Raw genomic sequence first — 20,731 nt, forward strand, 5'->3', positions numbered from 1 at the left:
TGGAGAATGAGGAGGAAGATTTATGAGCGGAGTACACAAACATCCAACAATCAGCTTTCGTGTATCGGACAGAGAGCGGGAAATGATTGAAGCCAAGATACTTGCAAGCGGTATGCAGAAGAAAGATTATTTTGTACGTTCCTGCATTTATAACAGAATATGTGTTGTAGGAAAGAAAGAGGTCATTTACCAGCTTGTAGAGGAATTGCAGAATATGCAGACAAATCTCTCTGAACTGGTAAAACAACTGGAACAGCAGGAGGTAATACTTACTGCTGAGGGATTGGAAGATATGCGAAATGATTGTATGGATATGCTACAGGCGATTATTTCTATGCTGGACGGTGCCAAGTATCTCTGGCAGGGAACACAGACTGATAAAGAAAAAAGTCCTGACAGCGGCAACTGTTAGGACTTGCTGTAACAAAAGAAAACCTCTGTTACACCTGTAAATACAACTAGAGTATAGCAGAGGTTCTTCTTAGGAGCAAATAAAAGATTTGAAAATGGAGGACTTTTATGGAAGGACAGAAGACAGAATTAAAGATGATACGGATGTCTGAGGTTGAGTCACAGGAAGTGAAATGGCTGTGGTATCCGTTTATACCATATGGGAAGCTGACAATTATTTAGGGAGATCCGGGTGATGGAAAGACCACATTGGTGTTAAATATAACAGCAAAGCTGTCAAAGGGAGAAAGTCTCGACAGTGATATGGATGTGCAGGAGCCAGTAAATGTCATTTATCAGACAGCAGAGGATGGACTGGCAGATACAGTAAAGCCGAGGCTTGAACTTGCCGGGGCGGACTGCGAAAAGATACTGGTTATTGATGAAAGCGATAAATCTCTGTCTATGGCAGATGAAAGACTGGAAGAGGCACTTGCTAAGACTGGGGCAAAAGTATTGATATTAGACCCGATACAGGCGTATCTCGGTGGTGGTATGGATATGAACCGGGCAAATGAGGCAAGAGATATGACGAAGAAGCTGGGAGCATTAGCAGAGAAATATCAGTGTGCAATTCTTCTTATAGGTCATATGAATAAGGCATCTGGTAATAAAGCAGCATACAGGGGCATGGGTTCCATTGACTTCTTTGCTGTGGCGAGGAGTGTGCTTCTGGTCGGCAGAATAGAGGGAGAACCTAATACAAGAGCAGTTGTTCAGATAAAGAATAATCTTGCGGCATTTGGACATCCGAAGGCATTTATGTTATCAGAAACAGGGTTTCATTGGTTGGGAGATTATGAGATTACCGCAGATGAAGTACTTGGCGGTATTGCACCAAAGGCAAATAAACTGGAACAGGCAAAGCAAATGCTTCGTGAATTGGCAGAAACAACTAATATGGTGCAGAGTAATGAAGTTTTTGAAATGGCTGATGAACAGGGCATTTCAAAGAGAACATTGGAAAATGCAAAGAAAGAATTGGGCATCCGGGCAAAGAAAATCAATAACTCGTGGTATTGGGAATTGGATACAGTAAAACAGAGATAGGGTAAGAACGCAACATTGCAGGCTATATAGAAATTGCGGAGATAAACTTTGCAAGGTTGCAAAGCATATAGACTTTGCAGTGTTGCGGTCTTGAATGAATTAGGAAAGGGATGGTGGATTGATATGAAAAATGTACAGATTTCAGAAGAACTTTTCGTTGCGATAATGAGATATTTTATGTTGGAACAGGAGGAACTGTTGCCTCAGATAAAACAGGGGCTGGAGAAGAAGCTGGACGCAATGGTAATGAGAGAATTGTATACAAAATATAAGACTGCACTAACGGAAGAAGAAAAGGAAAAGGCTCGAAAAGAATATTTGGATAGACGAGGTGTGCCGGAGAGTTTTCGGTGGTAGTTTTTCTTAAACATATATAACGGTTGCGTGTCACGCTTCCGTTAGAATGGATAAGGAAAATGTGGTGTGCTTGACATAGTGGAGGCTTGTGTACATTGACTGCCGCAGGCAGAAAAGCTCCCGGCAGGGCGCAAAACCTGACTTGTCAGGTTGCATTTTTGATGGCGTAGCTGTCAAAAGTGCTTTTGCGTTACTTTCGACGAAAGTAACAAAGCCTGCGCCGTATTCGGCGCTAATATGACAGATAAAAGAAAGGGGAAGATTGCCTATGGAGAGAACGATAAGTGCAATGATTGGTAAAGGTTCTGTGAACCATAATACCAGAGCATTTACAGCTAAGAATGTAGATAAAAACAGAAGTGCTGATAATGTGGAATTTTGCCAGGAAGATATTAAGCAGGTTTATCATAAATTGTTTGATGAAGCACGGGAACGATATAATGCAAAACAGAAACGGAAAGATCGCATGATTGATAATTACTATGAAAAAATCAGGAGGGGCAAGCAGGAAAAGTTATTTCATGAAGTGATATTTCAAATCGGAAATAAAGATGATATGAATGCCAGAAGTGAAGATGGATTGTTGGCAAAAAGGATTTTAACGGAATTTATGGATGAGTTCCAAGCTAGAAATCCGAACTTGTATGTATTCTCGGCACATTTGCATATGGATGAAGAAACACCGCATCTGCACATTGATTTTGTACCATATATTACAGGAAGTAAGCGAGGTCTTGATACAAGGGTATCATTAAAATCTGCATTGGCGGCAGAAGGCTTCGCTGGTGGTACCAGAGGTGCTACCGAATTAAATCAGTGGATTGCATCAGAGAAGCAGGAACTTGCTACAGTCATGGAGCGATATGGTGTGGAATGGCTGCAAAAGGGTACACATGAGAAGCATTTGTCAGTGCTTGAATTTGAAAAGAAAGAGCGAGCAAGGGAAGTGGCTGAATTGGATAGCCAGAAGCGGGAAATGTCTTCGGTGGTTGCACAGCTTGGAGAAGAGGTTTCTGTAAAGAAACAGGAATTAAAGAATGCTACTGCTGAAAAAGAACTGGCAGAAGAGGCTACGCAAAGGGCAAAAGAAGAAGGGGCTGTGGCACAACAGGAGAAGGAAGTATTGCTTGCAAGTAATCAAGATTTGAGGATGGAAAATGCAAGGCTTGAGAGTCGCAAAGATAGACTTCGTATGGATAATCATGATTTGAAGCAGAAGCAGTTACAGTTGCAGACCGATAATGAAGAACTGGAACAAAGGCATGAAGATTTACAATATACGAATAGTAAATTGGAGAATGTGAATGATCAGTTATCTGCTGACAATCACACTCTGGAGCAAAGAAATGATTCATTGCAATCTGATAATCAGGCATTAAGACAGAAATACAATGATTTGCAACAGAATAATGTTCAACTTGAAAAGCAACAGAATGAGCTTAAGAGCCATATAGAGCAGATGGTGCAGTCGGAGCAGTTATTACAACGTGATGTAAGGAAGTATGATGAAGCACCGGAATGGCAATTGCCGGAACCTGGTGCATTTGCAAGTGCTAAGTCATTTCGGGATAAGGTGGTAATGCCATTTGTGAATAAACTTAAGACCTTGATAAAGAACCTGACAATCCAATGCGTAAGGCTAAAAGAGGAAGTATTACAGCTTCGGAAGGAAAAGAAGAGACTGTCAGATGATGTGGAGTTTTACAAGGGTAAGATTAAGGATATGAGTGATAGGACAGAGCTGTTGCAGGAAAAGGCTGATGATCTGGAGCGTGTGAAGAGATATGCTGGTGCAGAGCAGATTGATACGATTATTCGTAAGGTAAAGGAACAGGAGCGTACAGAAAAGCAGATAAGGCGGTATGACAGGCCTTATGGGACAAGATAATGGGAAGGATGGATTGATGATATGAAAGATAATCGAATGGATAATATCGTAGATTGTGCTTATAACATGGATAACGGATATGTTGAGGTGTGGTTTACAGATGGAAATATGTTGCGGATAAAGTGCGAAGAAGTGGAGGCTGCTCTGAGGACAACAGAGCAGTCACTGGCGAAGCTGCATAGGTTGTTGGATAACAAGCCAATAGAGTATGTTGCAATGGCTATGGCCGGGGAGATGCAGGCATATTGTGATATTGAGGATGAAAATAGGTCAAAAGAATGTTTTGGATGATTGTGCAAGGGTATAACAATTTTTTGATAGTAGATAAAAACACGAATATATTATATAATGTCAATAGTTTAGTATCTTGTAAAAGTTGATTATTAAAAATGATACATATATTAAAAATAATTCAGCTTGATTAAAAGATTGTTTAATAAATTGTAGCATAATATTTCAAAGTTAGGAGGTTTTTATGAGATTTGATAATGAGGAACTGTTTAAAGAATTAGCAAGGTCATATGGGATTAATTTATATTTAGGGGCAGGTTTTTCTGTTTATGCGTACAATGATAATGATGAAAAATTGCCATTAGGTGATGAGATAAATAAAAGATTGATAAAGATGTTTTCGTTAGATAATAGCCGAAATCTTAATTTGAGTAGGACATGTCAAAAAATAAAAATTAATAATTCGGATATTTTAGAAAAAATTAAAAGAAATATATACGGTAAAGACTTTTGATGAAGACTATTTTGAAATTACAAAATTACCAATAAAAAATATTGTGACAATTAACATAGATAATTTGTTGGAAAAAATATATGAGTCTCCGAAATCTGCAATAAATATATCCGATACAGCAATTTATGGTTCACTAGAAAAGGAGAAGGTTGTGAGTTTGTATAAATTGCATGGCTCAGTTACATATCCTGTTGGAAGTAGAATGTCGTTTACAGAAACAGAATTGACAGATCTTTTTATAAAAGATAATAAATTATTTGAAACAGTTTCATTCAAGCTTTCAACGGCACCTACAATTTTTTGGGGAACGAGATTGTATGATAGTAATACAATGCAATTGATATGTAACAGCGAGGCGTATTCAAAATGTTCTATGCAAAAATGGTTAGTTGTTTATCCTGATGAGGAGAATAAGGCAGTTATTGAAGATTATGAAGATATGGGATTTAATATTATAGAAGCCGACACAAAGGAATTAATTAGTTATCTCGGGAAACAGAGTTTTGCAAGGAATGAAGAGCAAGATAAATATATATATAAGGAGTATAGAGAAAAATTTCCAACAAGTTTTATTTGTAACGAGTTAAAAAAGTCTGGTGTAAAACGTCCAGTTGTAGATTTTTTTGCAGGTGCAGAACCAGTAATTTCAGATATCGTATCAAACAATGTTACTAAGACATCTTATTACTCTGTACTATTAGAGACGATATTAAAAGGAAATATAACGCTTATTACAGGTATTCCTGGATGTGGAAAATCAACATTGCTAATGCAATTAGCTTTTTCAGATGAACTAAGTGGTAGAAAATTTTGGTTCAATAATATTATTAAGCAAGAAGCAGAGAAACTAGTTGATTTAGTAAAAGAAGACAAGAATGTAACTATTTTTATTGATAATTTGTATAGTAATGTAGATGCTCTTAATGTTTTGAAAGAAGCAGGGAACATAAAGTTAGTTTTAGCTGAAAGAGCTTTAAATTATGAATATGTAAAAAGGTTTTTAAATATATCATCGGATAGAATAGTTGATATAAGTGAACTTAATAAGAATGATATTCAAATGATATGTAAGTCAATGAATCGATCTAGTTCAGATGCATTTGATTTGATGGAAAAGAATCAAAATATTTCATTATTAGAAATAGTTTTTTATACTGCGACCTATACACAAATTCAAGAACGAATAAAAAGTTATGTAAATGACTTGAAAAATTATAAGGATAGTAATTTGAAAATCGACTTATTAGAGCTATTTGTGTTAGTAAATTATACAAGCTATTGTGGTATACCTTGTTCAATGGATATGATGTATTTTTATTTCTCTGATTGTATTGAATCGTATGAAGATATATTATATGCGTTAGAAAAAATGAATAGAATAATAGTAGAAAGTACGGAATACGATTTTTATGACAAAACGCAAGATTATAAGGAAATGCGTAGTAAACTATTTGCAGAAAAATCATTTAGTGTTATAGATGCAAGCATAATATCAAATGTTATGAATAAATTTTTGGACAAAGTAGGAAATCATATTATATATAGATATGATATTTTCAAACGTAGAGCATATGATGCTGACTTAACAAAAAAAGCATTTGATTTAAAAGAAGGGATAGAGTTCTATGAAAAGGTATTGAAAAACAATAAATCTCCATATGTTAGACACCAATATGCATTATTTTTACAAAGAAAAAATGAATATGATTTAGCATGGAAACAAATAGATCAGGCATATACAGAAAGTAAAAAGAAGATTTTTTCAATTGCAAATACGCATGCAATAATAATGTTTGAAATGAATATTGTTAATGAGCCAACAAGTGGACGTGAATTAGATATGCTAAAGAAAACAATAGAGAAATCATTTTTAACATTAGAATTTTGTATTACACAGGATGTTAGAGTGAATTATCATGTATTAACTTATGCACGGAATGCTATTAGGTATTTTGAAAAATATGGTTGGGATAATTATGCTGAGCAATATGTAAATAGTGCGTTAAAACAATTAAGCATATTGTTAAATTCAGGAGAATATATTTATCAAGGAACTTTGAAAGAATTAAATAATTTGCAAAAACAACTGGATGACATAAAAAAGATGATATAATTGTTGGCTCCATTTTGGCTCTAAAAATTTTAGATGAAGTACACAAAAATGCAAAATAGGATGAATATGAAAAATAAAATGCACAAATGTGTACCACAAAACAGCCAGATAAATCTCTCCGCCCAAGAGTTTGAATAGTAAACAGATATCTCGAGGCAAAGTATTTTGCACTTTGATGGTAAAGCGGGTTGACTGAATATAACATGGCCAAGAAATGCCGAATTTATAGCGTTTCTTGGCTAGTTTTATGTTGAGTGATAATAATTTTTAAAAGGTTGAGGATGGATTCTACTGTCAGTTAAAATGGTATTGATTTCACAGTGGTAATTATAACGGATGCAAGAAGTAAGATTAGTATCTTGATTTTCCTAGTGTTCAATTAGCCAAGATTCTGGCGTACATTTTAATGAAAATTTTGCTCATTTAGTTGAGCAAATTTTGGATTGTTGTGTTTCATTAGAAGTTTTGGAGAATAATGAATCAGCTTATGATTGCTATAAGAAAGTTGGCTTTGAGGAGGTATCTCAGAATAAAGTAGAAAAGTATACTGTAATGGGAAAAGAATTGAATTACCTAAAATAGGAAATGAGACTATAAAGTAAGATTTAAAACCAGAATAAATGTTCGATAAAAATTGACAAAGATATCTATTCATGCGAAAATTAAAATATTAAGAGAAAAGCAAAAATTTAGAAAATTAAGGTGAAAAAAGTGAATATAGTTATGGAACAGCCAACAAAAGCAGAGAAAAAAGATGAACAAATTAAGCGTTTAATAGCATATTATAAAGTATTTACTGAAATGAAGGGCATGTCTTTTGATGTAGAATGGGATTTCTATATGAGATATGTGAAAGATAAGTATCAAAATTTTGAAATATATAAGTCTTTTTTCAAAATTGATAATAATAATGAAAAGGTCATAAAAGAAACATACGACGTAATTACAGCACTTGATGAGAGTAAGGATTTTGAAGAAACAAATGTTGATGAAGAAACAATACAGGAGACAAATCATATATGGAAAAATATAATACAGTTTTTCGAAAAAGAAGCAAACTGGGAAAAGCAGATATATGATATGTTAAATAAAACGGCAGAAAATCATCCACTTATTGCGAAAGCGATTGTTATACTTCTCACTGGTATTTTATTAGGTTTGGCAGAGGATTGCATACATGATGCTATTCAGATGAAAAATCAGATGGATGTGATAGAGAGTTCGTCTAGTACAGTAGATGATTGGAATGAATTAGAGATTAACAGCGTCAAATAGTATATAGAAAAATTTATTCAGATTGTTAAAAGTGGAAAATCAAATTCCTAAAAGGGATTTTTTAGGAAAACTTTTAATTTGATTAATAATGGTGAATGCCCTGACAGTGTTGTAGAAGGAGTGAGAGTATTGAGTAATGTAAATTATATACAAAATGCGATCATGCAATTGGAAGGTGGTGCCTTTCAAAAATTGTTTGACGAATATCTTTATAAAAAATATAAATTTAAAAATATTCAAACTCTGGGAGTTCAGACAGGTACTAACAAACCAACGAAGGGAACACCGGATTCTTATGTTCTGACTGATGATGGAAAATATATCTTAATTAACTATGGAAGTGTGAGTTCACAGCCAGAGGAGAAAATACGAGCTGATATTTTGTCGTGTTTTAATAAGGCAAAATTGTCATTACCTACGGATAAAATTAAAAAAATTATTTGTGGATACTGTTCCACCAATATTCATATTGAACAGTTTTCAGACATTATGAAAGTTGTAGAAGGAGTGAAGATAGAACTTATTGGAATTGACACACTTTCACATGAGTTAGCATTAATCTATCCGCATATTGCGAAAGACATGCTTGGTATTGAAATAGATACAAATCAATTTTTTGACGTAGAGGATTTTGTGAAAGCATATGATGCAAATGGTATCAATGCACCTATTGATTGTGAATTTTTCCATCGGGATTCTGAAATTAGTGAAACTTGTAAAAGTATTAGAAAAAATATAGTTACCATATTGAGTGGACCATCTGGAATTGGAAAGACAAGATTAGCTTTAGAAGTATGCAGGAAACAAGATGGTGAAGCAGTAAAAGTGTACTGTATTAAAAGCAATGGCAATCTGTTATATGAGGATATTAAGTATTATATTGATGAACCTGGAAAATATCTGCTCTTTTTTGATGATGCTAATATGGTTGCAAGTCTGGATAATGTGCTTAATACAATATTGACATTACCAGAGGCATATAATGTCAAGGTTCTTATTACGGTGAGAGATTATGCTAGGGAAAGAGTAATTAATTCAGTGTTAAAGTATTCAAAACCTAATATCATTGAAATTGGACGTTTTAAAGATGATGAAATAAAGGATATTGTGAAAAATAATCTTGGAATTTTAAATTCAGTCTATCTCGAAAAGATTGTAGAGATTGCTAATGGCAATATTAGACTTGCTTTCCTTGCTGGAATGAGAGCTATTGATGATGGGTATCAAGCGATACGTAATGCGGAAGATATTTTTAAAAACTATTATGGTCGGATTATTGATGATGCTAAGTTGACCAAAGATGATATTATGGAACTTTTTTTCATTACTGTAGCAGGGCCAGTGAGGGCAAATGAAAATCAGCTATATAGTGATTTGAAGAAAATGTATGGTAAAGAGATTTTGGAAAATAATAACATAGAAAAATTGTACTATTTAGAATTGATCGATTGGTTTAAAAACGAGATAACTAAGATATCTGATCAAAGTCTGGGAAACTACATATTATACTATGTTTTATTTGAAAAGAGATGGATAGATGTAGAAAGATTAATTGCGATTGGATTTCCAAATTATAGGAATAAAGTCATATATATTCTAAATACTTTGATGGAAATATTTGGATCAGAAGAAGTGGTAAAATATGTGGAAGATTCTATAATTACTGCATGGAATAATGCACCAGCGGAACAGGAGATGGAATATCTTCAATCATTTTATCAAGTTGACTCAGAGAAAGCCTTATATATTATAAAGAAACATATAGAGCGAGAAAATGTTGTAGATTTTGATTTGCGTAGTTTTGATATTGATAGTAAGAAAAATTATCATAATATCTCAACAAAAGAAATAGAAATTCTGGGAGGCTATAAGTATACAGAGAATTTTGAAGATGCAGTAGATTTGTTGATGCTGTATTTTACAAAAAGACCGGATTTGATAATGGATTTTTATTTTGTTGTAGATGACCGATTGTTATATGATAAGTATTCTTGGAAAAATAAGTATAAATGTGAATCGTATTTGTTGGATAAATTGTGGTGCGTTACAGAGGAAGGAAAAAAATATAATAATAGTGTCTTGTATTTACAAATCTCGAAATGTGCTTTAAAAACTGAAATATCATTTACTGAAGAGGTCAGAAATAGCAAATCTGTAAATTTTGTAAGAATGTCTCTGGGCTTTACGGATGAAATTGCTGCTATTCGTGTAAATATATGGAAGAATTTAGCTGTTTTACGAAAAAAAGATGAGTATTGCAATATTGTTAATGAGATTCTATCGGACGTTAATTTTAATGGATTAAGTGAAGAAGATTCTCAAGAATATTTCAAAATAGATTTTGATGTTATTTATGAAAATGTGATAGACATAGATGAGCCAGATTTTTTTGATGCAAAGCTTGTAGCAAGGTACAAAGAGGTGGCCGAAGAAATTGGAGTAACGATTGATGAACGTTTTCTGATTCCTGCAAAGAACACAGAATTTAAAATATATAGGATGCTGACTTGTGAACACTTGATTGGTAGAACTATAGAAGACGATGAAAAAATACGCAGGGAAGTTATTTTAAAAGAAATAACTTCGTATAAATTATGTGATTATCGAATGCTGTTTGTCGCATGCCGTTTTCTAGAAAATATAGTATGCGAAAGAGATCAATGGTCCTTAAATACTGGACTGGATTGCATTTTTGAAATCTTGGAAGAAAATAGTGATTTGTATATAGATGTAATCACTGAGTACTTGAATGAAAAAGCACCTTTGAGGTTGAATGGATATTGTCAGATAAAATATCTGATTGAACATATTGGATATGAAGCGACATACGATTTAGTGAGCAGCAAAGTATTTGATAAAAAGAATGCGTGGTTGTCTTTTATATGGGAGTGTTTACCAGAAGAAAGTATCAGTGAGAAGGTTATCAATGACTATAAAGAAATTGTACTAAATAATATTGATGAAGATAATCCTATTGTGCCAACAGTTCAAGTGATAAGTAGGTATGGGGAAAAAGATCGGGATTTCAAGGAGAAAGTATTAAATGCAATCGTTGTCCATCCAAAATATTCGACTAGATTTTTGGGTTATGTACACCATGATGATGACATTACAAAAATCCTTCATTTTTTTTAGAGATAATATAAATACGTTAGCAAAGATTTACATGAATGCAATTGAGAATGATAATTATATGGATTATTGTGGAAAGCTTTTTATAAAAATATTTGAACAACGACCTACAATATGGAAGGAGTATGTAGATTGGGTTAAGGATAATATCCATCGAGATGGTTATGAACAAAAAATTTTTGAACGCATATGGTATGTAGAAAAATGGCATGAATGTATTGATTATGCATTTAAGGTTCTAGTTGATGATATGGAGTTTTGGATAGGAGAACCAGCAAAATTATTGTTTATGAAAACGCAAGATAATATCGTATTAGAACGAAAAAAACAATGGTTGTTTGATAAACTTCATGAGAACCGTTTAGATGTTGGAAAATGCAGAAAACTTATTGATGTGGTAGTAACGGTTCTGCCAGAATGGAAGTTAGAATTTATCACTGAATTTTTAAAAGATAACAAGAAAATGGAAGATTTTGAGAAACTACATCTGTTTCCGGTGTTCTGCTCATGGTCAGGAAGTGAGGTTCCGCTTATTCTCGAAAAAATAGAATTTCTAAAATCTTTAAAGGATAATCTAAAAGGAATTGATTATATAGAGCATAAAAAATATCTTGAAGAGCGGTGTAGAAGTTTTGAAAAATATAAGGAAGAGGTGGAATTAAGAGAGTATCTTGAAAATGCTGATTATGCATAAGGAGTACGATTGAGGAAAAATGTGTGAAGGATGTGATAGGAACAATTGGAATAAGGAAAGAGGAATATCAGAATTTGACGAGTATCAATCGTTTTATGAGAAATTAGTATTGTTAAAATATATGATGCATACGAACACAGCAGAGAAATTGACAGAGCATAGACAGGCTGTCATGGAAGGATTTCTTGATGAATTTGTGGCAGAATGGGAGGAAAAAACATGGACAGATTTTCAGAAAAAGATTGGAAATTATTCCGCAGCAAGATAGCCGGATGGCAGGAAGCTTATATGGACAGGCTGAATGAAGAATACATGGAGATATTAAGCGGAGAGGGAGCAGCTTCAGAAAAGTTTTGGAAGCTTGAAAAAGAATTAAAGAGGATAAAAAGGATTGTGGTGTGCAATGTGAAAAGAGCAGATCAAATCAGCTTTATATAATGCTGGAATTGTTGAATGAAGGTGCAATAACTATGGATGATTTGAAAGATTTTAGCGATGAACTAAAGGAAATGATGAAACATTTTTCAAATAGATAAAAATCAGGAGGTATGCCAATATGCGTGATTCCATTGAAAATATATCACAGTTGCAAAAACAGTTGAATGATTTGCAACTGGAAAATCAGATATTAAAAAACATATTGGATAAAGCAGGATTGTCATACCATAAGGGATTATCAGTGCTTGGACAAATTGATACTAAAGAAGCATATGATCTAGAACAAGGGAAGAGAATAATACATCCGAAAGCCATAACAGAAAATATGGCAAAATACGCCATTTTGTGTATCCACGTTTTACCCGGGCTGTACCACCAAGAGGTGTGAATACCAGTAAAATGCATCCGAATGAAGCATATGAGATAATTCATAATAATGATATCAGAGATGAACAGATTATTGAGGATGTGAAGGAGTGCGTATCATCAGGGCGTACACCAGTTATACTGTCACGCTATAAGGATCATTCTGAAAAAATGTATGAGCAGTTAAAATGCTATGCAGATCATGTATTTCTTATGACAGGTAACAACTCTAAAAAAGAGCACAAGAAGATTCTTGAGCAAATGCATCAGGCTGCTAAAGATGAATCGCTTATATTAATAGCTACCGGATCTCTTACAGGAGAAGGTTTTGATTTTCCAAGATTGGATACACTTTTTATAGCTACACCGGTGTCATTCCGTGGTGTAGTTGAACAGTATGCCGGGCGATTGAATCGTGATTATGAAGGAAAAGAAAATGTGATAATATATGATTATGCGGATAATCATATTCCAATGTTTGATAATATATACATAAAGCGACTGAAAGCATATAAACAGATTGGTTATGAGCTTGTCAGTGGTTTGCAAACGGACAAACAGATGGTTAATGCAATATATGATAGCGATAATTATAGTGAAATTTACCACAAGGATTTACTTGATGCGGGTAAGAATATAATTATTTCAAGCCCTGCAATCAGTGGAACAAAAGTTTATGAGTTAATCAACTTGTTAAGAGAAAAACAGGCATTAGGCGTTCAGGTTACTATAGTTACATGGACTCCAGATTCCTATGGATTTGGTGATGTGGCATATTGGATGCAGTTACATGAAGATATGCGTAAAGCTGGTTTTTATATGAAAACAGTCGAAGAATCTTGTGAGCGATTTGTCGTTATTGATCAGGAAATAGTCTGGTATGGAAATATTAATCTGCTGGCAAAGAGTAAAATTGATGATAGTATTATGAGAGTGAGAAGTAAGGAGATAGCCAGTGAATTGATGGAAATTACATTTGGAGATAATGGTTGAGCTGAATAGGACTAAAACATATGGATTCCATAAGATGTAAGAGTAACATTCATGAGAATATAGAAAGGAACACTTTTATGAGCAAAGAATTACAGATAAGAAATAGCACTGTGGATTTTCTGGTTTTTACTAGAGATGCAGGAGAAGACGGAATAGAAGTCAGGGTTCAGAATGGCGATGTATGGCTTACGCAGAAAGCAATTTCGCAGCTTTTTGATGTAGATAGAAGTGTGGTTACAAAGCATCTGAGCAATATTTTTAAAGAGGGCGAATTAGATGAAAATTCAACTTGTGCAAATTTTGCACAAGTTGCTGATAATGGAAAAACATACAACTACAAATTTTATTCATTAGCAGCCATTATTGCTGTGGGGTATCGCATTAATTCAGAACGGGCAACACAGTTCAGGACATGGGCAACCAAAGTGTTGGATACATTTACAAAGCAGGGTTATGTTCTAGATAAAAGCAGGTTGATTAATGGACAGATTTTCGATGAAGATTATTTTGAGCATCTTATTGCTGAGATTCAGGAAATCAGAGCAAGTGAACGAAGATTTTACCAGAAAATCACAGATATATATGCAACAGCAGTTGATTATGATAAGAATTCACAGGTAACAAGAGAGTTTTATGAAACAGTTCAGAACAAGATGCATTATGCAGTTCATGGTAATACAGCGGCAGAAGTGATTGTTGCAAGAGCTGATCATAATAAGGAACATATGGGACTTAAATCATGGAAAAACGCGCCTGATGGTAAAATAGTAAAAACAGATGTGTCAATTGCAAAAAACTACTTGGAAAAAGAAGAACTTGCAGAATTAAATGAGATTGTGACAATGTATCTTGATTATGCAACAAGACAGGCACGAAGACATATTCCTATGACTATGGAAGATTGGAAAACAAAGCTTGACGCATTTCTTAGATTTAATGATGCGGATGTACTTCAGGATAAAGGAAAAGTAACAGCAGCTATTGCAAAGGAATTTGCAGAAAGTGAGTTTGAGAAATACAGAGTTATACAGGATTCACTATATGAAAGTGACTTTGATAAATTGATGAATGATATGGAAAAGAATGATGCTATCCATTAGTACCTCAAAATTTCTAGTTGCAGAAACATCGTCCGGAGATTATAATCTCCATAGGTGGACTTGCAAACTATCAGATGATTATTCTGTGAATAGTCAACGAACCTGCAAACCACCGGAACTACACACAATAATGGCAATATAGCAATGGTACTGAATTGGTACTAAAAATATGTGAAACGAAAAATAATGTGTGGAAAAGGCTTGAGTTATCAATACTAAATGGTATAGATAACTACATTAAAATAACCAAAATCTAACCAGACTCTGCGAGTTTGAATAGCGGACAGAAATGCCGAAAGCCTGTATTTATGCGGACTTCCGGCATTTACTTTTCCTGATGAGTTTATGGCAGGATAGGAGGATGAAAATGATAACAGATGCATTTGACAATTCAGAGGTTTTATTTGGAACAAAAGATTTTTATGGAGAACAAAAACATTTATGCGATAAGTGTATGATCATATTTTCAGAACAGATATTTGAATACATGCTTGATACATATGAGCATCAGGAAGTTGGTGTGATAAGATGTTGCAATGGGATTACACCAGTGTATGTTTTTGACATAGAGGGAATGAAAATAGCCGGATATTTAAGTCATATCGGTTCTGCGCTGGCAGGTGGAGATGTAATAGATGTAAACTGGCTTACTGGTGCTGTGAAGTTTATTATGTTTGGCTCGGCAGGATCATTAGACAGTGGGCTGACAACAGGTAAATTTGTGATACCGACACACAGTTATCGGGAAGAGGGATTAAGTTATCACTATGCACCTCCGGCAGATTACATAGAGGTGAAAAATGCAAAAACAGTCAAAGCGATATTTGATGAATTAAAACTTCCAAATGTTTTAGGAAAAGTCTGGACAACGGATGCAATATATCGGGAAACAAAAGCCAAATTTGATGCGAGAAAAAAAGAGGGCTGCATTGCTGTGGAGATGGAACTTGCCGGAGTTCAGGCAGTCTGCGACTTTTACGGATGGGAGTTATATAATTTTCTTGTTACCGGGGATGTATTAGATCAGGAAGTTTATGATGTTTCCGGGCTTGCGGATGCCAATCATAATATGGATAAACTATATGTTGCAATCGAGATTGTGAAAAGAATTTGAAATAGGGAAGGAGCATAAACGAATGATAAAGAAGATCACACGTGATCCAATGTTTCTTGCACAGAAATCAGTGGATGCGACCGAAGCAGACAAGCAGGTGATCTCGGATCTGCTGGATACTTTAAGAGCAAATTTAGATCACTGCGTCGGGATGGCGGCGAACATGATCGGAGTGAGCAAAAATATTATTGTAGTGGCAGCAGGACCATTTCAGTTTGCAATGATCAATCCCGTGATCACAAAGAAAATGGGGACTTTTCAGACAGAGGAAGGCTGCCTTTCGATGGATGGAGTAAGACCATGCACAAGATACAAAGAAATTGAAGTAGATTATCTGGACACAAATTTTAAGAAGCAGCATGGGAAATACACGGGCTGGACTGCCCAGATTATCCAGCATGAGATAGATCACTGCAATGGGATCGTTATATAATTTTGAAAGAAATCAATCTGAGAAGGAAAATCATATGTTATTGATCTGCTATCCAAAGTGTACCACATGCCAGAAAGCAAAGAAATGGTTAGAAAGTCAGGGCATCGCATACACAGAGCGTAATATCGCAGAAGAAAATCCAACTTATGCGGAATTAAAAGAATGGTATAAAAAAAGTGGACTGCCATTAAAAAGATTTTTTAATACGAGTGGACTTTTATACAAAAGCATGCAGTTGAAGGATAAATTGCCGGAAATGAGCGAGGAGGAGCAGTTAAAACTCCTTGCAACCGACGGTATGCTTGTGAAGCGGCCACTGGTTGTGGATGGTGATAACGTGCTGACCGGTTTTAAGGAAGCAGAGTGGACCGAAAAAATGCTTTCATAAGACTACCTGCTGACAGCGAAGATATGATGAATAGTGAAGTATGTCATTAAAATACACAACTTTTTATTCACATTAAAATCCGTTCTTTATATTCAGAAATGGTCATATGATAATAGTTTTTAAAAGCTGTATGAAAATGATTCGGATAAGAATATCCTAACCGGGCGGAAATCTCGGAAATAGAAAGTTTATTTTCTTTTAGGAAAGTGACTGCCGCAGCCATCCGGGCTTCCGTTCTTTTTTGAAGAAAATTTTTTCCATAACGGTTATACAGAATCCGGCTGGTCTGCCGGGAGCTGAGTCCTAACCGACGGGAAAGTTCTTTTAGTGTAATGGTATTATATTCGAGCAGGAAGCTGTCTTCAATCAGAATATAAGCCTTGACCAATGGAATCGGAATATAGGTTATGGCGGCATTTGAGTCAGGTGCATAGTTTCTCAGTATTTTTACTAAAAACTGCATAAAAAGAGCCCGGAGCATGACTGTGGCAGCACTTCCGGGTGCAGATAGTTCTTCGTGGATTTGCTCTAATGTTGACCGCAGGCCGGCACAATCTTTTCCATACCAGAATGGATAATGTAAAAATGGTGTCAATATATCTTTTTCAGAAGCATTTTCTTTGACATTGTGTAATTCTTCGATTCTTAAATAAATACAATACTCATAGGTTGGATCATCGGGATCTGAATATTGTTGATGCTCAATATGGGGACCGGTGGTGTAGAGAATATCAGGATACAAGTCATAACGGCATTGATTGCTGATTAATGTTCCCTTTCCCTCTGGAACAAAGTGAATCTCATAGCTGTTCGAACTGTGGGCATGGGATGGTGTATTCCATGTCTGACATTCATATGTAAATTTTAAAATATTTATCCGGTAATTCCCTATCTGAAACATAACATTTAAATTATCATTTTTTATCATAGAAGCTATCCCCCCCTAAAATATAACGAGTCAAGGTATTATCAATGCATGCCTGCGTGCAGTTCAAAGTATGCCTTAGTGCCCGCACTACGTTTAAAAGTACGCTAAGTGGACATGATATAACTGGAAATGTCTGCTATTCATGTATCATTATCGTACAACAAATCTTATAATAAAATCAAGAACAAAGCGGAAAAATTGAAAAAAGGAGGGCACGGTATGGTGATTGATGCACACCTGCATTTATGGGACAAACAGCTTGGGCGTGTAGGTGAAAACAAAGTGGTTGCATTAAAGGATGGAAAAAGTGACTTCGGCGGAGAAATCCGTCAGATGATGCCGCCATATATGCTGGATGGAAGAAACACAGTGGAAATGCTGATTTCCAATATGAATTATGCCAGAGTCAGCGGATGCGTGGTTACACAGGAGTATATTGATGGCAACCAGGATCATTACTTATTAGAATGCAGGAAGAAGTATCCAAAAAGGATAAAGGTTTGCTGCCTTTATGAAGAAAAAGAGATCAAAGATGAGTGGATCGGACAATTTGATGGAATTAAAATTTGTGCAGGCAGATTGAAAGATCAGAATCTGCTGCATCATAAAGAAATTTTTGAAAAAGCAGAACGGTTGAAGAAGTTTATTTCCATTGATATGGCAGATGGGGATGCGCAGACAGACGCAATGGAGCAGTTGATCGAAACATATCCGGATCTTCGTATTGCTATCGGGCATTTTGGAATGGTTACAACAGACGGATGGGAAAAACAGATCGCACTGGCAAAGCATGAACATGTTTATATCGAAAGTGGCGGGATCACCTGGTTATTCCACAAAGAATTTTATCCATATCCGTCAGCGGTGAGAGCAATCCGTACAGCAATCGATATTTGCGGGATTGACAAATTAATGTGGGGAAGCGATTATCCGCGCACAATGACAGCCATTACTTATGATATGAGTAAGGATTTTATAGAAAAAACAACGGAATTATCAGAAGAAGAAAAGATAAAATTTCTGGGAGAAAATGCAAGAGCATTTTATGGATTTGAAGAGTTAGAAGTCCCGGAAAAAATAAGAAATATGGTGGAATAAGCAAGGAGGAGCAGCATGATCGTAAAAGGTACGTATTTTCAGAACAGTGAAGAAAAACCATTAGTGTACGGAGATGTGGAGATCCACAACATTCCGAGAAGGAGATTAAGAGGCGAGGAAGAGAAGGAAGGAATTATCGCAGAAAGTGTTTTTGTAGGATTCTGCGGTACAGATTACACTCTTATGAATATGGGGCGGGAAGGGAATTTAAAACAGAAGTTTCCGGAAGGCTGCAACAGACTGATCAATGGTCATGAAGGGGTTGTATGGGTTCCGAATGAAAACCGCTTTGCCATAGTGCTGATTCGTGGTGGAAACAGCTATGATCCTACGAGATATACCGAAGAAGAAACTTATTTTGAGTACGGATGCGATCAGGCAGATGGGTTATTTTCTGATAAAAACTATTATAATCCGGATATGCTTCTGAAAATACCGGACGGATATGTGAAGGATGGAAAAATACCGCTTTCAATATGTAAAAAGCTTGTGTTTAGCGATCCATATGCCTGCATGATCTTTCAGAGAGAACGGATGGAGGATATCGGGGAAGCACAGAATTTCAGGGTGAAAATGGCACAATATAAATGCAGCGAAGCAGAAGCGAGGGAGATTGCCAGAAAAGAGACATTTGACAGAGTATGTATTTTTGGTCTTGGAACAACCGGAATGTTCATTGGAGATCTGATTCATCAGCGTTATCCGGATGCGAAGATCGTATTTGTGGCAAGAAGTGAAGAGAGCAGTCCGAAGGTTTCCTTTGCATTAAAACAGGCGGGTGCATCTTATGTGAGAAGTGCTTTTGACACAAACGAAGAACTTGCAGATGCGATCCGGGAAAAATTAGGTGGCACTGCAACGGTATTTATCGGTTCCAGCGGAGCTGCGATCGAACATGAGATCGCATTCCGCTATGGCGTGCTGGGCTGTAATGGGATTTATAATTCGTTTTCGTTAGGACCGGAAATTACATTTGATACGATGCCGTTTGGATTTAAAAATCAGGTGATTTTTGGTTCCATTAATTTCCGGCAGGATCATATGGAAGAGGCGATCCGCATTCTCTTGGACAGCTGCTATGATGAAATCGTAGAGCTGATCGATAAAGACGAATTTACCGAAGATCCGGTGAATGCATATGAAAATAAAATATATGCAAAAGGGGCACCGATGAAAACGGCAGTTATCTGGAATGAACAGTATATCATCTAAAAAGGTGATTTCATAAACTGTTTGGGAGTGATCCCCTTGTATTTGTTAAATGTTTTTATAAAGTAACTTTCATCATTAAATCCGCAGGAGATAGCAACTTCCCGGATAGTGATATCCTTTGTGGAAAGCATCTCACTGGCACATTCGATCCGGTAATAATTCAGATAGTCGATCGGAGTACGCCCTGTCAGGCTGCGGAAATAGCGGCAGAAGTATTTGGGATTCATGCCGGCAATGCGGGACAGGTCGTCCAGACTGATATTATTGCTGTAATTATCGGATATAAAAGTAAGCACATTCTTAACAGAAGAGATCCGCTCTGCAGAAATGATATTCTGGTGTGCCTGCTCGTACAAATGTTCATGGATAATCGTCCCCAGAAGGTGATACAGGTAGCCTTGTACCATAAATTCATAACCTGTCTTTTTGCTGGATAAAGCATGGCAAAGGTCATGGACTATGGCAGGAACTGTCTCAGAAGTCTCTGAGAGGCGGGTATTGACCGTGATCTTCTGATCGATAATGTCCCTGATGATCCGGGAACATGCGTGATTATTCTTCAATAAAATCTGCAGATCAAACACGATGCATTCGTAAATACAGTCATGCGGAGTGCCTCCATGAAGCATTCCGCTGGTGATAAAAATAACATCGCCAGCCTGACAAAGCATTGTCGATTTTTCCAGTTTCAGCTGGAATGTACCCGAGATGATACGAATAATTTCATATTGTGTATGCCAGTGATACTGCATGTCATAGCGTGGGCTGTGCGGTGTCTGGTGATAAAAAGCAATAGGGAAATTAAAGGTTCCCTGCTGCGCTCTTTCCTGATAATCAATATATTTCATAAAATTCTGTCCCCATAGTAAAAGAAGTGAATATTGTACTGCTTTTTTATAGTATAACACTTTTGTTTTTGGTGTGCAAACACTATAATTCAAATTAAACAAATGCCTG

The 20,731-nt window shown here is 35.7% G+C and carries 21 protein-coding genes and 1 pseudogene; 20 read left to right on the forward strand and 2 right to left on the reverse strand.

Going from position 1 to position 20,731, the window contains the following annotated elements; all coding sequences use genetic code 11:
- Positions 1-22 precede the first annotated feature (22 nt).
- The 18 genes and pseudogenes from ROSEINA2194_RS07275 (at position 23) to ROSEINA2194_RS07350 (ending at position 16,536) form a co-directional block, all read left to right on the forward strand.
- On the forward strand, positions 23-412 hold the full coding sequence (locus tag ROSEINA2194_RS07275; protein ID WP_007885068.1) for a plasmid mobilization protein: 390 nt from the start codon (positions 23-25) through the stop codon (positions 410-412).
- A 107-nt stretch (positions 413-519) separates the two neighbouring features.
- A pseudogene (locus tag ROSEINA2194_RS07280) lies at positions 520-1,500 on the forward strand (AAA family ATPase).
- Positions 1,501-1,548: 48 nt separating this feature from the next.
- Positions 1,549-1,857 carry a hypothetical protein gene (locus tag ROSEINA2194_RS07285; RefSeq protein WP_007885079.1) on the forward strand — a complete coding sequence of 103 codons (309 nt, stop codon included), beginning with the start codon at positions 1,549-1,551 and terminating at the stop codon, positions 1,855-1,857.
- A gap of 268 nt (positions 1,858-2,125) precedes the next feature.
- A complete protein-coding gene (locus tag ROSEINA2194_RS07290; protein WP_007885081.1) occupies positions 2,126-3,745 on the forward strand; it encodes a plasmid recombination protein in 1,620 nt (539 codons plus the stop codon).
- A gap of 21 nt (positions 3,746-3,766) precedes the next feature.
- A complete protein-coding gene (locus tag ROSEINA2194_RS07295; protein ID WP_007885085.1) occupies positions 3,767-4,036 on the forward strand; it encodes a DUF6061 family protein in 270 nt (89 codons plus the stop codon).
- 184 nt (positions 4,037-4,220) lie between these two features.
- Entirely contained in the window at positions 4,221-4,490 is a 270-nt protein-coding gene (locus ROSEINA2194_RS21915) for a hypothetical protein (RefSeq protein WP_007885087.1), read from the forward strand.
- Positions 4,491-4,533: 43 nt separating this feature from the next.
- On the forward strand, positions 4,534-6,603 hold the full coding sequence (locus tag ROSEINA2194_RS07300) for an SIR2 family protein (protein WP_007885094.1): 2,070 nt from the start codon (positions 4,534-4,536) through the stop codon (positions 6,601-6,603).
- A 723-nt stretch (positions 6,604-7,326) separates the two neighbouring features.
- Positions 7,327-7,878, forward strand: coding sequence for a hypothetical protein (locus ROSEINA2194_RS07305; protein WP_172727067.1), 552 nt, complete (start codon positions 7,327-7,329; stop codon positions 7,876-7,878).
- A 78-nt stretch (positions 7,879-7,956) separates the two neighbouring features.
- Positions 7,957-11,013, forward strand: a complete 3,057-nt coding sequence (locus ROSEINA2194_RS07310) for an nSTAND3 domain-containing NTPase (protein ID WP_007885097.1) — start codon at positions 7,957-7,959, stop codon at positions 11,011-11,013.
- A 31-nt stretch (positions 11,014-11,044) separates the two neighbouring features.
- Entirely contained in the window at positions 11,045-11,704 is a 660-nt protein-coding gene (locus tag ROSEINA2194_RS07315; protein WP_172727068.1) for a hypothetical protein, read from the forward strand.
- 19 nt (positions 11,705-11,723) lie between these two features.
- Positions 11,724-11,972: an HD domain-containing protein gene (locus ROSEINA2194_RS07320; protein WP_007885099.1), complete on the forward strand. Its 249-nt coding sequence runs from the start codon at positions 11,724-11,726 to the stop codon at positions 11,970-11,972.
- Complete coding sequence (locus tag ROSEINA2194_RS07325) at positions 11,924-12,142, forward strand: hypothetical protein (protein ID WP_330370345.1); 219 nt, start codon at positions 11,924-11,926, stop codon at positions 12,140-12,142. The genes ROSEINA2194_RS07320 and ROSEINA2194_RS07325 overlap by 49 nt, the downstream gene beginning before the upstream one ends.
- Before the next feature lie 118 nt (positions 12,143-12,260).
- The gene (locus ROSEINA2194_RS20995) at positions 12,261-12,530 is read left to right on the forward strand and encodes a hypothetical protein (protein WP_007885102.1); all 270 of its coding nucleotides are present in this window, start codon (positions 12,261-12,263) and stop codon (positions 12,528-12,530) included.
- The gene (locus ROSEINA2194_RS07330; protein WP_227970461.1) at positions 12,527-13,501 is read left to right on the forward strand and encodes a helicase-related protein; all 975 of its coding nucleotides are present in this window, start codon (positions 12,527-12,529) and stop codon (positions 13,499-13,501) included. Before ROSEINA2194_RS20995 ends, ROSEINA2194_RS07330 begins: the two co-directional genes overlap by 4 nt.
- A 77-nt stretch (positions 13,502-13,578) precedes the next feature.
- Entirely contained in the window at positions 13,579-14,601 is a 1,023-nt protein-coding gene (locus ROSEINA2194_RS07335) for a virulence RhuM family protein (RefSeq protein ID WP_044927445.1), read from the forward strand.
- A 367-nt stretch (positions 14,602-14,968) separates the two neighbouring features.
- Complete coding sequence (locus tag ROSEINA2194_RS07340; protein ID WP_044927448.1) at positions 14,969-15,715, forward strand: nucleoside phosphorylase; 747 nt, start codon at positions 14,969-14,971, stop codon at positions 15,713-15,715.
- A gap of 22 nt (positions 15,716-15,737) precedes the next feature.
- Positions 15,738-16,148 carry a peptide deformylase gene (locus ROSEINA2194_RS07345; protein ID WP_007885107.1) on the forward strand — a complete coding sequence of 137 codons (411 nt, stop codon included), beginning with the start codon at positions 15,738-15,740 and terminating at the stop codon, positions 16,146-16,148.
- Positions 16,149-16,182: 34 nt separating this feature from the next.
- The gene (locus ROSEINA2194_RS07350) at positions 16,183-16,536 is read left to right on the forward strand and encodes an arsenate reductase family protein (RefSeq protein WP_044927467.1); all 354 of its coding nucleotides are present in this window, start codon (positions 16,183-16,185) and stop codon (positions 16,534-16,536) included.
- A 67-nt stretch (positions 16,537-16,603) separates the two neighbouring features.
- Here ROSEINA2194_RS07350 and ROSEINA2194_RS07355 read toward each other — a convergent pair whose 3' ends face one another.
- Positions 16,604-17,464: a helix-turn-helix domain-containing protein gene (locus ROSEINA2194_RS07355; protein WP_007885110.1), complete on the reverse strand. Its 861-nt coding sequence runs from the start codon at positions 17,462-17,464 to the stop codon at positions 16,604-16,606.
- 219 nt (positions 17,465-17,683) lie between these two features.
- Between ROSEINA2194_RS07355 and ROSEINA2194_RS07360 the strand changes: the two genes are divergently transcribed.
- Positions 17,684-18,562: an amidohydrolase family protein gene (locus tag ROSEINA2194_RS07360; RefSeq protein ID WP_044927449.1), complete on the forward strand. Its 879-nt coding sequence runs from the start codon at positions 17,684-17,686 to the stop codon at positions 18,560-18,562.
- Positions 18,563-18,577: 15 nt separating this feature from the next.
- Positions 18,578-19,774, forward strand: coding sequence for an MDR/zinc-dependent alcohol dehydrogenase-like family protein (locus ROSEINA2194_RS07365; RefSeq protein WP_007885115.1), 1,197 nt, complete (start codon positions 18,578-18,580; stop codon positions 19,772-19,774).
- Here ROSEINA2194_RS07365 and ROSEINA2194_RS07370 read toward each other — a convergent pair.
- Positions 19,771-20,622, reverse strand: coding sequence for an AraC family transcriptional regulator (locus ROSEINA2194_RS07370; protein WP_044927450.1), 852 nt, complete (start codon positions 20,620-20,622; stop codon positions 19,771-19,773). The genes ROSEINA2194_RS07365 and ROSEINA2194_RS07370 overlap by 4 nt on opposite strands.
- Positions 20,623-20,731 lie beyond the last annotated feature (109 nt).

The organism is Roseburia inulinivorans DSM 16841 (assembly GCF_000174195.1).
GTDB classification, from domain to species: Bacteria; Bacillota; Clostridia; order Lachnospirales; family Lachnospiraceae; genus Roseburia; species Roseburia inulinivorans.